Raw genomic sequence first — 15,828 nt, forward strand, 5'->3', positions numbered from 1 at the left:
AATGATAGCTATTACTTCAACAATGGCGCTTCATATAGATTGCGACAATCTATGGGCGTATGAGAATGAGTACTCAATCCCTACTTCCAAGAAGCAGACTGGAATCTATGAGGAATCTCTCACACGATTTCTGGAAATTGCAGAGGAAATTGAAGTGAAGCTTACTTTTTTTATTGTTGGGCATGACCTTCGGCTTTCTGCTTGCCGTCAGTTTTGCGAAAAAGCAATTAAAGCAGGGCATAAGATTGCAAATCATACCCTTACTCATCCAGTAAAATTTACATCAATGTCTGGAATTGAAATTGCAGACGAGATTAGGCTTTGCGATGAGAAAATTACTCAAGTATTGGGGGTGAAGGCGATTGGCTTTCGAGCTCCAGGTTATTACCTTGGTCGGGATACTTTAGATACCCTTCGGGATTTTGGATATAGATACGATAGCTCTGTGTTACCTGGTTTTTCACACTATTTAATGTACCTGTACCAGTATATTAATGGGGGTGCTCAAAGTGGAAAGGCATTTGGAAGGGCGGCTTATATTTTTGCGTCTCGTAAAGTTCGCCAGTTTTCAGGAGGTCATCCGAACTCTCCTTTGTATGAGCTGCCGGTGGCTACGTTTCCATACCTGCGCTTTCCCATTCATATGACGTTTGCATTTATTCTGGGCAATAGCTACTTAAAATATTCCTTAGAGGCTATTAAAAAAAATAAAAGTCATCATATATTTTTATTTCATGCGATAGATTTATTAAGCAAGCCCGTTAATAAGGTGGGCGAATTACCTACTTTTAAGTATTCGGTGACTGAGCGAGAGTCTATGGTTAGGGGGGTTATGAAAGCCGCAAAAGAAATCGGTAATTTGCTAACTGAAGACTATGTTTATGAATTAGATGCCCTAAAAATTCCCAAAACAATTCTATTGGATAAGTATATTTAGTTACTAATATTTAAATTATCTAAATAAAATTCGAATATAATTGGTGTATTTAGGCTGCTGGAAAAATTTATGCTCTTAATGGAGAAATGTTGGTGACTGATGCTATTTCATTTACGCAGAAATTAGGCGATGGTTCCGAGCTGGAATTTTTTACAAATAATGAGGTATTTTTCCCAACGGGAACTAGTGGCGTATTAATTAATGCGGTTCAGAATCAGATCACGTCCCCTGGTACATTACTTGATTTGGGTTGCGGGACTGGTGTAGTTGGGGTGGTGCTGAGTAAGCTAGGGTTCGCTTCAAATCCATTATTTCTATCTGATGCAAGTCCGAAGGCAGTTTTGTTGGCTGAGCAAAATGCAAAATTACATAATGTACTGTGCGATGCAAGAGCCGGCTCTTTGTATGAGCCATGGGGCAGCATGAAATTTGATTACATCATCGACGATGTATCGGGGATTGCAGAGGATATCGCAAAAATTTCACCCTGGTTTCATAATGTGCCATGCGCATCGGGATCTGATGGCGCAGATTTAGTGGTGGAGGTTTTAAATCGCGCCCCAAAACATTTAAATGTGCATGGAAAGATATTTTTCCCGGTGCTATCGCTTTCAAACGGGGAAAGAATATTAAAAGCAGCTCGTTCAAATTTTAATAATGTTGAGTTGCTTGATCGAAAAACTTGGCCATTACCAGACGAGATGAGGATGCATCTGGATGTCGTTAGGCGGTTAGCAAATACTGGCTTAATTCAAATAGAAGAAAAATTCGGCATGGTGCTCTGGCATACTGACATATATATGGCTGGCAATTAAATTAAATAACAAGGACTAATCGTGAATGAAAATAAAGTAACCGCTGAAGAGGTTTTTGAGTGTATTGAGAAGGCTTTAGAACTACAGCCAAAATCAATCAATATTAGTAGCATCAAGGCGGAGCTTCCAGAATGGGATTCCTTTGGGCATCTGGGAATTCTCGCAGCGTTAGATTTAAAATTCAATGGTAAGGTTGCCTCAATAGATGATATGGCCTCAGCCGATACAGTTGAAAAAATTATCAGTTTGCTTAAAGCGAATAAGTTAATTTAGTATCCGTGACCAAACAATCATCGCCTTTGCCAGTTCGTATTGAAGTAATTGAATACCAATTACCAGACAATATTGAAACAGGCATCTCTTTAATTGAGCAAAATCCCGAATGGTCGATCGTTGAGATTGAGAAAAAAACGGGAATTAATACTCGTTATATTAGCGACCAACATGAAACAGCTTTAGATCTTGGTCTGATGGCTGCCAATAAAATACTCGTAAATAATGAGAATTTGAGGTCTGAAATTGATGTATTAATTTTTGTGACTCAGTCACCAGATTATGTGTTGCCTGCTTCAGCCTGCATTTTGCAGGAAAAGCTTAATTTACAAACTAACTGTATGGCTTTTGATGTTAATCAAGGGTGTTCTGGGTTCATCTATGGGATGGCGCTATCTTCCTCATTAATTACTGCTGGCCTGGCAAATAAAGTTCTGCTGGTTTGTGCTGATACTTACACTAAATACATTGCTCCTGATGATAGAACTTGCAGACCAATTTTTAGTGATGGGGCTGCTGCAACCCTCATTTCTAGCTCTGTTGAGTCTCAAATTGGTCCATTTGAGCTTGGAACTGATGGCAAGGGGGCTCTTAATTTACTTGTTGAAAATGGGGGTGCGCGGCAAAGAAGTCGTGGAGCAATTCAGGATCAAAAATTATTCATGGATGGCGCTAAGGTATTTATGTTCTCCATGAGTGCTGTTCCTAAGTGCGTAGAAAATCTCTTGCATAAAACGAATAAATCAATATCTGACATTGATTTATTCGTTTTTCATCAGGCGAGTAAATTGGTTTTGGATAATATTATTAGGCATTTATCTATTCCCCCTGAGAAGGTCTATTGCAACTATGCCCAAATTGGGAATACTGTTTCCGCTTCTATACCTATTGGATTAAAAGATGCATTGGATGACGGCGCCCTAAAGCATGGCGATTTAGTCATGATGGTAGGTTTTGGGGTTGGATATTCCTGGGGTGCATGCCTGTTAAAGTGGGGTGTGAAGTGATAGTGCTAAGTGGGGCATCTGGGGGAGTCGGGAGGCAGATACTTGCTTCTTTGGTTGAGGTTGACAAGGTAATTGGTATTTATAACAACCATGCAATAGAGCACCAGATCGAATCTTTAAATTTCACTGGTGTCAAGGTCGACCTTACTTGCAGTCTCAGCATATCGGAGTTCATCAAAAATAACCAAAAAATATTACAAAATATAACGCTTGTACACTGTGCAGCGGCTAAAACAGATGGACTTTTGATCAACTACAAAGAGTCTGATTGGGTTGATTTGATGGATATAAATTTGAAGGCAAATTTCTTGCTGACAAAAGGCCTGTTGCCTATTATGGTGAAAAATGGATGGGGGAGGATTATTCATGTATCCTCTGTTGCTGGCCAGCAGGGCGCAATTGGAGCTGCACCCTATGGAGCTTCTAAAATGGCCTTGATTGGGCTCTCACGTGGAATTGCAAAAGAATATGCGAAATTTGGAATTACGTCCAATGTCATTGAATTAGGTTATTTTGAATTCGGATTATTTAATGTGCTATCAGATTTGGTAAAAGCCCAGCTTTTGGAGCAAATTCCATCGAAAAAATTAGGTAATACCAAAAATATTTTTAATTGCATTCAATTTCTTATGCAATCAGATTACGTCAATGGCTCTACTATTAATATAGATGGCGGTATTTGAAATTTATCTAGTGTGGCTTGAAGTATTCAATAAGGCTTAAAATGCATTTACCCAGTTTTTGCGTTATTTTACCTATGTACAACGAGGCTTCTAATGCGGAGGCTTGCGTTCTGGAGCTCTCTAGCTTCCTAGATGGAGTTTCTGCAAGAACAGCAATAATTGCTGTAAATGATGGCAGTAGTGATGGAACTTTGGGTAAGTTAAATTCTTTAACTTTAAAGCACCCTAAATTAATTGTGGCTAATCATCCTCAAAACAAAGGTTATGGCGCTGCAAATAAAACTGCATTCTCTCTAGCGCTAGTAAATGGATTTGATTATGCGTTGGTTATGGATGCAGATCGCACGCAACGCATACATTACATTGAGGGGTTTTTTGAGCCTATGCGTCAAAATGTAGATTTTATTAAGGCAACGCGATATGCCAAAGGGGGCGGTGTTGATGGGGTGCCATTCAAAAGATGGGCGGTCTCATGGCTTGGTAATTTATTTGCCCGCCTTGTCTTGCGAGTTCCTTTAACAGACTACACCAATGGTTTTAGGGCTATCAAAACTGGGTTATTGGCGCAGATGGATTGTCGAGAAAATGGATTTGCTCTTTTGATAGAGGAGGTTTACCAGGCCAAAAAATTAAATGCTACTTTTGACGAGGTGCCCTATAGGCTTACTGTTAGGGCCGATTTAATTTCTAATTCTAAATTTATATACTCATGGAAGGTATATAAAAGTTATTGTAGAAACCTATTTGGTGGCCAGAAATGATTTTAGAATTTAACAATTTTTATCTTATTTAATTACTTGAATAAAATAGTTATAAAAACTATCGTACTCCTAGCATTAATTGTCTTAAGTGTCTCGAGCATTGATTTAAATTTGATTGCACGACACATAAATTTAAATATATTATTGGCTATAATTATTGTTCAGCCAGTAGTTATCCTATCAATTATGGCCGCAGGGAAAAGACTTTCAATTCTTTCTGGGATCATGGGCTGCACTTTTGTCAAATTCTCCACTGGCTTTAAGGCAACCATAATTTCATATGGCGCAGGTCTTCTTCTGCCGGCAAGAATATCTGAATTTTTAAAACCTGTATATATACGAAATCAATCAAAAATATCTCTAAGTGCCGCATTGTCTGCTGTTTTTTTGGAGCGTGTTAGTGATATTGTTATATTGGGGCTCTTTGCCTGTTATGGAGCAATTTATTTTCTTGAGATCAATTTGGCGAAGATGCTTTTTTTAACTGGGCTTCTTATCGCCTCGATTTATTTTTCGCTAATCGCGGAGCAATCTCTAATTCGTTTAACTAAATTAATTCCGTCGTTAATTTGGCGAAATTTCATCATTAAAATTATTCAAATTTGTACACAAAAGTTGAGGCAGAAATCAACTTACATAGCTTTTTCATTTGGACTGATCGCCTGGGCTTTATCGTTTATTAATGTCATTATTTTCCTAAAGTTTCTCGGAATCGATTCTATCGGAATGAGGGGGTATATTGCCATCTTCCTGGGATCAACAATTGGTGGGGCAGTCCCTGCATTACCAGGGGGTTTTGGTGCTTATGAGGCTTCTGTGGTTTATATCTTAAAAAGTTATGGATTTGGATTTGATGAATCTTTAATCATTGCCCTTTCGTTGCATATAAGTCAGCTTGTATTTTCAGTTCTTGGCTTCATGTACTTAGCTACATTCGAGAAATTGGGTATATCTTCGTTAATGCGAGAGGTTGGATCTCTTAGACAAAAAAAGCATATTGAGACGCGATGAGAGCAGATCAAGCTCATCCCGAGATTACTGTGGTTTTACCAACATACAATCGGTCTGAATTTATTGGCGATGCGATTAGAAGTGTTCTAGCCCAAACTTATACTAAATTTGAGCTGATTATTGTTGATGATGGTTCTGGTGATGATACGGAATCTATAGTAAAAACATTTTCAGATCCCAGAATAATTTATTGCTATCAGCCCAATTCAGGAAGATCAATAGCGAGAAATAATGCCATCGCAATAGCGCGTGGGAAATATATTGCATTTATTGATTCTGATGATATGTATCTTCCTAGAAAGTTAGAGATACAATACCGTCTCTTGGAGCGCACCCCCAGTACTGATATGGTTTATACATCAGCTAAATGTATAAATAGAGATGGTTCTTATCTATCTCAGAATTATAGAGCGACAATATCTGGAGCTATTTATACATCTATCGCTTTTTTTCGGCCGGTGACCATAATTCTTCCAACTGTAATGTTGCGAAAGTCTATTTTCAACCAAATAGGCAATTTTGATCAAAATATGAATCGTTTTGAAGATACCGATATGTGGAGAAGGGTATCTAAAGTTTCGCATATAGTGGCCTTACCTGAATTTACATGCTTGATTCGTACTCATGAGCAAAATAGCTTGGCCACCCAAGACCCTCGATCTATTCTTGAGGCGCTACGTTACTATTCAAATAAAATTTTGAGCGAAGATAGGGATGCTGGAGCTTTGGTAATTAGGATGGGCTTGGGGCGACTTTATTGTTACTATGCCACTGCATTTTTGACTGTCAGTGGGTGGCATGGTTATAGCAAGGAAGCCTTTAATGTTGGCTTTCAATTTTGGCCGCCTATTGCAATTAAATACTATTTAACCAAGTTGAAGCATTCTTTAATCTAAAGCTAAATGTCAGACTTCAGTTTCTTTCCTCTAGTTTCGATAGTCATACCGGTATTTAATGGGGGTGATTATTTAACTGAAGCTATAGAAAGTGCATTGGCTCAAAAATACCGAAATATTGAAATTCTTGTTATCAACGATGGTTCTTCTGATGATGGATGTACCGAAAAAATAGCAAGAGGGTATAGCAGCAAGATTAAATATTTTTTTAAAGAAAATGGGGGGACTGCTTCTGCTCTTAATTACGGTATTGATAAAATGCAGGGAGATTATTTTTCCTGGCTAAGTCATGATGATATTTATGCCCCGGAAAAAATTGAGGAACAAGTGCGTTACTTGTCGGAAATTGATGAATCTAAGCGTACAAGCGTAATTGTGTATTCAGACTTTTCAGTATTTTCAAAAAGTATTGAGCAGTCAGTGCCGATAGTATCGGAAAAAGTTTCGCCTGATGATTTCCAATTTTGGCTTGCAAAAGATAGTAATTTGCACGGATGTACATTATTGATTCCTAAGCAGTTATTATTAAATTTTGGCGGTTTTGATGAGTCTTTGTCTACAACCCAAGATTACGACCTTTGGTTCCGGTTGGCTAGAGCAAATCATTTTCATCAAATACAGAAAAATTATGTATATAGTCGTATACACCACAATCAAAATAGCGTGATATTGCAAGATGTTGCTAAGAATGAATGTAAAAAACTTTATTCTGAATTTGTAGTTGAAATCGAGAGAGGTAATTCAAATAAGGCATGCAAGCAAGATTTTTTTGTTAACTATTTACTATTGACAATAAGCATGCTGAAGAGAGGTTTTTATAGAGCAGCCTACTTAAGTCTAGAGCATACATTAAGATCGTTCTCCCACTCATCTTGGTTGTCAAAGCTACTGGCCATAAAAATTATCGTTACAGAGCTAATGCTCTACCCTATCAGGACTGTTGTTCGGAGGCTTCCAAGAGTATTTCGCTCGCGGCTAAAGAATATTTTTGGCCTTAATTAGCTATTTCTATCAAATTATCTACAGATTTAAAAAATTCCATGGCGAGAATTATCTTATATGCCCCTAATGTACATATAGGCGGTGGACTTACTCTTCTGCGATCCGCCATTAAGTCTAGCCCAACAGCAATTGCTATTGCTTTCATGGATAGGCGCACGAAGAAGAAAAACCTTTTGACCGCTAACGCGAAAGTATTTTGGGTGAAAAATTCACTTTTATCGCGTTTTATTTCCGAAATAAATTTATATCTTATAAGTAAGCCAGAAGATACCGTAATATGTTTTCATGGGCTTCCCCCATTGCTAAAATTGGCTGCGCGTGTCGTAGTGGCGCCTCAAAACCGTTTGGTTTTAGACCGAGTGTCTTTGGAGGCATATCCTTGGAATGTCCGTATTAGAACATTCCTTGAGCGTCTTTGGTTTAAATATCTTGAGAGACATGCAAGTTGTTTTATAGCGCCTACTATTTCAATGAAAAAATTAATTGAACTAAAAATAACAAAGCCAACCCCTATACTTATTGGGAGAGTGCAAGACTATCTACCTGATATTGCGGCAATAAAAAATATTACACATGGTCAGGATGGCCCTGAATATGATTTTATATATGTCGCTGATGGTCAACCACATAAGAATCATAAAAATTTACTCGAGGCTTGGAGAATATTGCAGGATTGGGGATTGCATCCTTCGTTGGCTTTGACAGTAGATTGCGTTGCTTTCCAAGAGGTTTGTGCCTTGATCGAGCATTATCGGAGCCAGCATTCCATCGTTGTGAATAATCTGGGTTGCATCGAACGTGAAAATATTTTTGAGACATATAAGGGTGTAAGTGCGTTGATATATCCGTCATTTGTAGAGGCACTTGGATTGCCTTTAATGGAGGCCGCTCATTTTGGTTTGCCTATTGTTGGTTCTGAATTGGATTATCTGAGAGATGTGGTCGATCCTGTTGAGTCTTTTGATCCTAATTCGCCCGTTTCAATCGCTAGAGCTGTTGTTCGGTTTTTTGGTGAAAAAAATATCGCCATTGAAGTGGGTAGAATGGATTCTTTTTGGGATATTGCGCTGCAATGAGAGTATTAATTTGGACGCAATTTTTTTGGCCGGAAAATTTTTTTATAAATTCTGTATCCAGAGATTTAGCAAGAGAGCTAGGCGGTGTAACGGTGTTGACTGGCAAGCCAAACTATCCACAAGGTCGATTCTTTGAAGGGTACCGAGGTTTTGGATTTTCAAAAGAAAACTATTTCGGTTGCAATGTTTATAGAATACCAGTCATTGCGCGAGGAAATAAGTCTCTCACTGGGTTGTTGTTAAGTTATTTATCATTCATCTTTTCTGGGTATTTTTTTGCACCATTTTTATTAAAAAATAAGAAGTTTGATCATGTTTTTGTATTTGCTAGCTCTCCTTTGCTTCAGGCCTTACCGGCTGTTTATATTGCATGGCGCAAAAATGCTAGATTGGTAATTTGGGTTCAGGACATTTGGCCCGATGTTTTAACGTCTGTTGGGTTTGCAAGCAGAAAGTGGCTAATAAAATTGGTGGGGTTATTTGTAAACTATATCTACCATAATTCCAGTCTAATATTGATTCAATCCGAGGGTTTCAGGAAATCTATCGAGGCAAGGGTAAGAGATAGAAATAAGATTCATTATCTACCTAATTCTGTTGAAATATTGCATCCTAATTCAGCACCTAATCCGCTGCCTTTTGGATTGCTCGATGACTTATCAAGGCAATTTTCAATTGTATTTGCTGGAAATATTGGCAGAGCACAGTCATGTGAAACCATTGTTGAGGCGGCAAAGCTATTGCAATCTAATTGTGATATTAAAATTTTTCTTGTTGGCGATGGATCTCAGTCTTGTTTTATTCGCGATCAGATAGAGCGCTTCAAGCTTACCAATATTGTAATGACTGGATTTATTCATCCAGCTCTAATGCCGTCAGTTTATTCTGCGTCATCAGCATTGTTGCTAACTTTGTCCGACAATTTGGCGCTATCTAGTACTGTACCAAGCAAATTACAAAGCTATCTTCATGCAGGAAAACCAATTATTGCATCAATTAATGGTGATGCCGCAGAAATAATAATAAGCGCTAATGCAGGATTTGTGTGTCCTGCCGAAAAGCCGGTTCAGTTGGCAGCTTTAATTTGTGATCTACACAGAATGTCGCCGTCGAATCGTGCTGCATTAGGGGTTAATGCTCAAAATTATTTTGATTCTCATTTTAGTATTAGCGCTACAACAAAGAGATTAATTGAATATTTCTCAAATTTGTAAAATTTTATGCACCTGATTTTCAGGGCTTTACTCATGCTAATGCTGCCTCTTCTAATTGATGGCATCGATGAAATATCATGCTGATGTCGCAAGAAGTGTCCGTAAGTGACGAAGATACAAACCTCAAATGTGCGTTTTACAAAAAGACTTACTCTCAAATTGAGTGAGAAAAGCGAGAAGGGGATGTTTGACCCCAAACCGTTTATCTTCTGTTTACAAGATACTCCGGTATCTTATAGCGCACGATTCCCCAGTATATCCAGGCATAGCTTATTGCAAAGAGTATGGCAAACCCTTTTAGGGCTAGGTGATATCGCCAGAAAAGCACTGCAGGTATGACGCCCAATAGACAGATCAACCAAAGATAGGGTGATGTCATTGAGTTTCGATAGATCAACATACGCCGATCGTTTCCGCCATCATCCCAGCGGACAACTCGGCGATAAATAAGTTGGTGAAGATGTGATGCATCTGGCATGCCGGGATGAACCCTCTTGAGTATGACTCTGCGATAAATGGTGAAGAGCGTTTCAAATATGGGGTAGATGCAAAGTAACAATGGAAACCATTTGGACACCTCAGGGTGTCTTGCCGTTAAGAGAACTGAGAGCTCCGCAATCCAAAAGCCAATCAGATAAGATCCCCCATCACCTAGGAAGATAAGACCTCTCGGATAGTTCCAAGCTAAAAATCCTAATAGAGCACCAATCATGGCTAAGGCAGCAATCATGATTTGAGCATCACCAACTTGAAATGCAACATAAGCAAGGCCGCCCAAAATAATAATGGCGACCATGCTTGAAAGTCCATTATATCCATCAATGATGTTAAAGGCATTTGCAACGCCGGCAACTGCAAAGCAGGTAATGCCAATAGCTATAGCGGGGTAAGCAAGCATTAAATTGTCAATTCCCAGGAGCTGAACGGATGTGAGCCAGCCGCCTAAGAGATGTCCCGCAATGGCGGCTGCGATAAAGGTGGCAATGAGCCTAACCTTAACACCAACCTTTTTTGTAATATCCTCTAAAAATCCTGATAGAAAAGCTGGTAGCGAGGATGCTATAAGAATGAACCCAAACTTTCCTATAGTTTCGTTTTCAAAATGGCGCACTGCTAATGCAATAAAAAGGCCGAGCAATATTCCAAGCCCACCGATTCGAGGAACTGCATGAGTATGAAATTTTTGTATACCACTGATATCTGAGTCAGCGCTAAATTTAGAATGCAAATGACTGTTACGAATCACCCAAAGTGTGATTAATAGAGATGTCAAGAAGGAGATGGCTAAAACACTCATAGTCCCCATTTAAAAATTTACAGCCTTATTTATGCCTCTATTTTAATCTATCTTACATCTGCTTTTAGGGCACCAAACTCAAAAACAAATACTCCAAGAATATAATAATGTGACCAATCCCTTGTAATAAAGTTGTTTTACCAATCGCTAGAGTGAATGCTCCAATAAAGAAACTCAAGTACATCCGCACCATATTTGAGATCGCTGATTCCTAGGCTGAGGGGGAGATTAAAGAGGATTGCAATGGCTGCCGCGGTCGGAATGGTGAGGCCAATACTGGCCAATGCCGATCTAAGCGCTAAATTCAAACTACTTTGCAAGCGATTGGCTTTGGCTGCTCTAACGGCTGCAAAGCCTTCTGGCATCAATACCAATAGAGCGATAGCGATACCTACAATGGTTTTAGGTGCTCCAGCTGCTTTTACTCCTGCCTCAATCGCGGGGCTTAATTGCTCTGCAAGACCTACTACAGTAATCAACGACAGTATCAATAAGGCGGCGCTTGCTGTTGTTTTAAGATTGCTAGGTTTTTGAGCATGAAAATTACTATCCGTTTTTTTATCTTCAGTCTTTGGTAAGTAGTAATCGCGATGGCTAACGGTTTGGAAGCACAGAAATGCAATATAAAGCGCAAACGAAGCAATGCCAGCAAAGGCTAGTTGACTCTTGGTAAAGTCAGGGCCTGGTGTACTTACTGTCACAATGGGCATTACCAAAATAAAGGTAGCTAATGCGGTCAGTACCGCTAAAGCAGAGTTAGCGCCCTCATTGCGAAAAGTCATCTCATGACGGGTAAGGCCGCCTACAAAGATGCAAAGACCAATTACACCGTTTACCACAATCATCACCGTCGCAAAAACGGCGTCACGTGCAATAAATTGAGCGCCTTCATGACCTGTAAGTATCATTGAGATAATCAGCGATACTGCAATAATGGTGACGCTGATTGATAACACCAATGTGCCAAATGGCTCACCAGTTTTATGAGCAATGACTTCTGCATTATGAACTGCAGAAAGAATAGCTCCAATGAGTGTGATGCTCATTAGGGCAATAAACCAAGTTTGACTTAATAAGTCAGTCATAGATGCGATCTGGAAAATAAGGTTAAGCTAGCAGGTGAATTCACCTTAAACACTATTGATGAATAATTACTGATGACTGAGAGTCTATAACTATCCATGAAAGCCATTATTTTATTTGGGCACGGAGCGCGAGATAGTCGTTGGCGCGAGCCCTTTGACCGTCTGGTTGATCTCTGGCGCGCTCAGCATTCTGGCGTACTTGTGGAATTAGCATTTTTAGAAATGATGCAGCCCTCTTTGGAGGAGGCGGTTACCTCTTTAGTGGGTAAGGGTGCTACTGACATTGCTATCGTGCCAGTGTTCTTTGGTCAGGGTGGTCACTTACGTAATGATTTCCCAGTCTTGTTACAAAATTGCCGGGGTAAGTTCCAGAATATTTCTTTAAGCGCTACGCCTGCCGTTGGGGAAGACTCGGCTGTCTTGCAAGCCATTGTCGATTTCGGAGCCAGAGCCCTCTAAGCTAGTGCTATTCTCTTTTTTGTTTCTCAGAGCCTCGCCAATCATGATGAGTGCTGGCGAGCTACTATCAAACCATGGGTCCGCTTTACCTTTAGCCAATTCCGCTAAGGTGCTAACCCATAGGCGTTCACGGGCAGTGCTAACCGCTTCCAATATTTGTACAGGTGTATCGCTCTTTTGATTGGGGCTTTGCTCAATGAGTTGCTGAGCAATACAAGCGGCATCTTTACGACCCATGTAGTAGACCAGAGTATCGGCGCTCGGATTGGGGAGTGGCTGAATAACTTGTCTCGGAGCAGTATGTTCAGTGCCTTCAGTACCTTGCGCCAGCGTAACAAACGCAACGCTTCTACTCATACCCCTGAGCGTTAATGATTGCTGAATGCTGACAGCACCAGCAAGCGCGACGGTAATTCCGGGTACAACTTCCACTGCAATACCAGCAGCCTTCAGCGTCTGAATTTCTTCATCGGCACGGCCAAAGAGCATCGGGTCGCCACCTTTGAGGTGCACGATCACTCGATGTTTCTGGGCTGCATCTACTAAACGTTGATTAATAAATTGTTGCGCGGATGACAGCTTGCCACAACGCTTGCCCACTTCTATCTGAAGCGCTTGCGGGCATAGTGTCAACATTTCAGGATCGACTAATGCATCGTAGAACACGATGTCAGCTTGCCAAAGTAATTTCGCGCCACGTACAGTAATGAGGTCTACTGAGCTAGGGCCAGCGCCAACCAAATACACCTTTCCTGGTGTATTGGCTGTTGTATTGACTACGTGTGCGGTGGGCTTGATTGCCATATATTGAGTTGTTTGAGTTTTTTTGGACGGTTATTTTTTGAACCGTTATTTGTATTAATGCTTACTTATGCACCCAAGTTAGCGCGTGTAGTTCTGAGTCCGCGCCAACTGTTTTGTGTAGTAACGCTAAACAGATCAAATTGCTTGAGTGCGACATCGAGCTTCTGATCGGGGCGTAGCGCAAAGCTGTCAAAGCCTACACGCGCACCTTGTAATCACTGATCAACGAGGACATCGCCTATCGCCCGAATCTCACCAGTCCATTGAAAGCGGTCTCTCAGCAAAGCTGCAGTACTAAGGCTGCTACCATCTCTAAAAATAGGAAAGTGTGCTGCCACCAGGGGCCATACCGTTTTACCGGCTTCAATCACATCAGCGTGTTTGAGGATGTCAACATCGGTTGCAAACCAAACACCGATTTGACCATTCTTGGCTTTAGCAATCACATCAGCTTCATTGTGATGTTCGATCCACCATTTAAATGGCATGAGAATTTTGTGCTCTTTAGAGTGTCCTGGCTCGATATCTGGCAATCCACCTTCATCCTGGCTACCACTCCAAATTTGCCATTCATTTTGGGCTAACGTTGGTTTGCCGCCTTTAGGAAAATGCAAAACCTCTGGATGTGCAGGTATGAAATTGACATTAGATATTGGAGTCACGCGCATGATGCCTCTCCTGTGGCTTTTTCAGCCCCTTCTTTTTTCTTAATATTTTCGTTTTTATCTTTATAAGCCGCCTCTTTAAATGGGGCAACTCCTAAGCGACGATAGGTCTCAATAAAAGATTCATCTTCATTACGTTGTGCGACATAGGTGTTAATGACATTGGTCATCACATCGGGGATTGCATCGGCATAGAAAGAGGGGCCAATGACCTTGCCAATTGAAGTGTCATTGCCCTTCTCACCGCCTAAAGTAATTTGATACCACTCTTCACCGTCTTTATCGACACCCAGCACGCCTATATTGCCTACGTGATGATGGCCGCAAGAGTTGATACAGCCTGAAATGTTCAAACTGATATCGCCTAGATCAAACAAGTAATCCAAGTCATTAAAGCGTTCCTGAATGGTTTTTGCAATCGGCAATGATTTGGCGTTGGCTAATGAGCAGAAGTCGCCGCCTGGGCAGGCAATGATATCGGTAAGCAAGCCTACGTTTTGTATGGCTACTTTTTGCTTTTTAGCTTCTTGCCAGAGCGCATAACGCTTCGCTTGCTCTACATCGGCCGGCACCAAGTTTTGTTCATGGGTGGCGCGTAATTCACCAAAGCTATATTGATCCGCTAAATCTGCAATTGCATACATCTGTGCAGTAGTAGCGTCACCAGGGGCAACGGTACCGTGTGGCTTGAGCGACAGAATGACGCTCGCATAACCAGGTACTTGGTGTGGTTTGACATTGCGCTCTAGCCAGCGCGCGAAAGCGGCTTTATCAGCATCACCTGCATTAGAGAGGATTTGTTCTCTTGTAAGTGCAGGTAAGTTTTTGTACGCAGGCTTAGTGAAGTGTTTGGCAACCCGATCCCACTCTGCTTTAGTGAAGTGGTCATCGCTATTCTGAATAGGTAACCACTCACCTTCAACTTGACGAGCAAATTCTTCTGGGCCTAAGGCTTTGACCAAAATCTTGATACGGGCTTTATAAAGGTTGTCTCTTCTGCCAAAGCGGTTATAAACACGCAGTAGGGCGGTGAGATAACTTGGGAGCACATGCCAAGGCAAGTCTTGTTTGATTAATGAGCCCAGAATAGGTGTGCGACCCATGCCGCCGCCGGCATAGATATTCGCAGTCAGCTCGCCATTATTTATATTGGCATTTTTCTTCAGTTCAATGCCTACGTCCTGACACAGCAATACCGTGCGATCTTCTGTAGCGCCGTTTACAGCAAATTTAAATTTGCGAGGCAAATGCGCAAACTCAGGATGTAAGGTTGACCATTGGCGGAGTAATTCACATACGGGGCGAGTGTCTACATATTCATCACCAGCAACACCGGCAAACGCATCGCTCGTAATATTACGAATACAGTTACCCGAAGTTTGGATGGCATGCATTTCAACTTTGGCAAGCTCAGCCAAAATATCTGGAGTGTCTTCGAGCGTCACCTAGTTGTACTGAATATTCTGGCGTGTAGTGAAGTGACCCTAACCACGGTCATACTTTTCAGAGATGAGCGCCAGAGTGCGCAACTGCTTTGCGCTAAATAAGCCGTACGGAATAGCAACGCGCAGCATATAGGCATGGCGTTGGTGGTACAGACCATTCTGGAGTCGCAAGGGGCGGAATTCTTCCTCGGCCAAGCTGCCGTCAAGACGTCTTGCAACCTGGTCACGAAATTGGGCAACCCGTTGATCTACAATGGTTTTGTCGATGGAGTCGTATTTATACACAGCCTTGGATTGTCATGTATTTTCAATATTCTTTCCAATACTCAAAAATCCATTCTATATATAACCACATTTCGTATAAAAGGCGAAAACCCGGATTTCCAAAAAAGTCTGCT

General features: G+C 40.9%; 16 protein-coding genes and 1 pseudogene. 12 read left to right on the forward strand and 5 right to left on the reverse strand.

Annotated elements, in window-relative coordinates; genetic code table 11:
• Position 1 precedes the first annotated feature (1 nt).
• From DXE35_RS01495 to DXE35_RS01545, 11 genes are all read left to right on the forward strand, one after another.
• The gene (locus tag DXE35_RS01495) at positions 2-937 is read left to right on the forward strand and encodes a polysaccharide deacetylase family protein (RefSeq protein WP_114689324.1); all 936 of its coding nucleotides are present in this window, start codon (positions 2-4) and stop codon (positions 935-937) included.
• 92 nt (positions 938-1,029) lie between these two features.
• Positions 1,030-1,752 (forward strand): methyltransferase, encoded by a 723-nt coding sequence (locus tag DXE35_RS01500; protein ID WP_162784927.1) that lies wholly within the window; start codon positions 1,030-1,032, stop codon positions 1,750-1,752.
• A gap of 21 nt (positions 1,753-1,773) precedes the next feature.
• The gene (locus tag DXE35_RS01505) at positions 1,774-2,025 is read left to right on the forward strand and encodes a hypothetical protein (RefSeq protein WP_114689326.1); all 252 of its coding nucleotides are present in this window, start codon (positions 1,774-1,776) and stop codon (positions 2,023-2,025) included.
• 26 nt (positions 2,026-2,051) lie between these two features.
• A complete protein-coding gene (locus DXE35_RS01510) occupies positions 2,052-3,032 on the forward strand; it encodes a 3-oxoacyl-ACP synthase III family protein (RefSeq protein WP_114690339.1) in 981 nt (326 codons plus the stop codon).
• Positions 3,005-3,715, forward strand: a complete 711-nt coding sequence (locus DXE35_RS01515) for an SDR family NAD(P)-dependent oxidoreductase (RefSeq protein ID WP_114689327.1) — start codon at positions 3,005-3,007, stop codon at positions 3,713-3,715. Before DXE35_RS01510 ends, DXE35_RS01515 begins: the two co-directional genes overlap by 28 nt.
• Before the next feature lie 41 nt (positions 3,716-3,756).
• Entirely contained in the window at positions 3,757-4,476 is a 720-nt protein-coding gene (locus tag DXE35_RS01520) for a glycosyltransferase (RefSeq protein ID WP_114689328.1), read from the forward strand.
• Positions 4,477-4,512: 36 nt separating this feature from the next.
• Positions 4,513-5,487 carry a lysylphosphatidylglycerol synthase transmembrane domain-containing protein gene (locus DXE35_RS01525; protein WP_162784928.1) on the forward strand — a complete coding sequence of 325 codons (975 nt, stop codon included), beginning with the start codon at positions 4,513-4,515 and terminating at the stop codon, positions 5,485-5,487.
• Complete coding sequence (locus DXE35_RS01530; RefSeq protein WP_114689330.1) at positions 5,484-6,383, forward strand: glycosyltransferase family 2 protein; 900 nt, start codon at positions 5,484-5,486, stop codon at positions 6,381-6,383. Before DXE35_RS01525 ends, DXE35_RS01530 begins: the two co-directional genes overlap by 4 nt.
• Before the next feature lie 6 nt (positions 6,384-6,389).
• Positions 6,390-7,385 (forward strand): glycosyltransferase, encoded by a 996-nt coding sequence (locus DXE35_RS01535; RefSeq protein WP_114689331.1) that lies wholly within the window; start codon positions 6,390-6,392, stop codon positions 7,383-7,385.
• Positions 7,386-7,423: 38 nt separating this feature from the next.
• Positions 7,424-8,461 carry a glycosyltransferase gene (locus DXE35_RS01540; protein WP_114689332.1) on the forward strand — a complete coding sequence of 346 codons (1,038 nt, stop codon included), beginning with the start codon at positions 7,424-7,426 and terminating at the stop codon, positions 8,459-8,461.
• Positions 8,458-9,675 (forward strand): glycosyltransferase family 4 protein, encoded by a 1,218-nt coding sequence (locus tag DXE35_RS01545; RefSeq protein ID WP_114689333.1) that lies wholly within the window; start codon positions 8,458-8,460, stop codon positions 9,673-9,675. Before DXE35_RS01540 ends, DXE35_RS01545 begins: the two co-directional genes overlap by 4 nt.
• 202 nt (positions 9,676-9,877) lie before the next feature.
• On the opposite strand, the gene DXE35_RS01550 is transcribed toward DXE35_RS01545, so the two are convergent.
• Both DXE35_RS01550 and DXE35_RS01555 read right to left on the reverse strand, forming a co-directional pair.
• Positions 9,878-10,972: an MraY family glycosyltransferase gene (locus DXE35_RS01550; protein ID WP_114690340.1), complete on the reverse strand. Its 1,095-nt coding sequence runs from the start codon at positions 10,970-10,972 to the stop codon at positions 9,878-9,880.
• A 137-nt stretch (positions 10,973-11,109) separates the two neighbouring features.
• Positions 11,110-12,057, reverse strand: a complete 948-nt coding sequence (locus tag DXE35_RS01555) for a calcium:cation antiporter (RefSeq protein WP_197713922.1) — start codon at positions 12,055-12,057, stop codon at positions 11,110-11,112.
• 96 nt (positions 12,058-12,153) lie between these two features.
• On the opposite strand from DXE35_RS01555, the gene DXE35_RS01560 reads away from it, so the two are divergent.
• Positions 12,154-12,516 carry a sirohydrochlorin chelatase gene (locus tag DXE35_RS01560; protein WP_114689334.1) on the forward strand — a complete coding sequence of 121 codons (363 nt, stop codon included), beginning with the start codon at positions 12,154-12,156 and terminating at the stop codon, positions 12,514-12,516.
• Here the strand turns inward: DXE35_RS01560 and cobA are convergent.
• From cobA to DXE35_RS01575, 3 genes and pseudogenes are all read right to left on the reverse strand, one after another.
• Positions 12,439-13,320 carry a uroporphyrinogen-III C-methyltransferase gene (gene cobA / locus DXE35_RS01565; RefSeq protein WP_114689335.1) on the reverse strand — a complete coding sequence of 294 codons (882 nt, stop codon included), beginning with the start codon at positions 13,318-13,320 and terminating at the stop codon, positions 12,439-12,441. The genes DXE35_RS01560 and cobA overlap by 78 nt on opposite strands.
• Positions 13,321-13,535: 215 nt before the next feature.
• Positions 13,536-13,988, reverse strand: a complete 453-nt coding sequence (locus DXE35_RS11130) for a DUF934 domain-containing protein (protein WP_197713923.1) — start codon at positions 13,986-13,988, stop codon at positions 13,536-13,538.
• Positions 13,979-15,715, reverse strand: a pseudogene (locus DXE35_RS01575) (nitrite/sulfite reductase). The gene DXE35_RS11130 and the pseudogene DXE35_RS01575 overlap by 10 nt, the downstream one beginning before the upstream one ends.
• Between the last annotated feature and the right edge of the window lie 113 nt (positions 15,716-15,828).

Source organism: Polynucleobacter necessarius, assembly GCF_900095215.1.
In the GTDB taxonomy this organism is placed as follows: Bacteria; Pseudomonadota; Gammaproteobacteria; order Burkholderiales; family Burkholderiaceae; genus Polynucleobacter; species Polynucleobacter necessarius_H.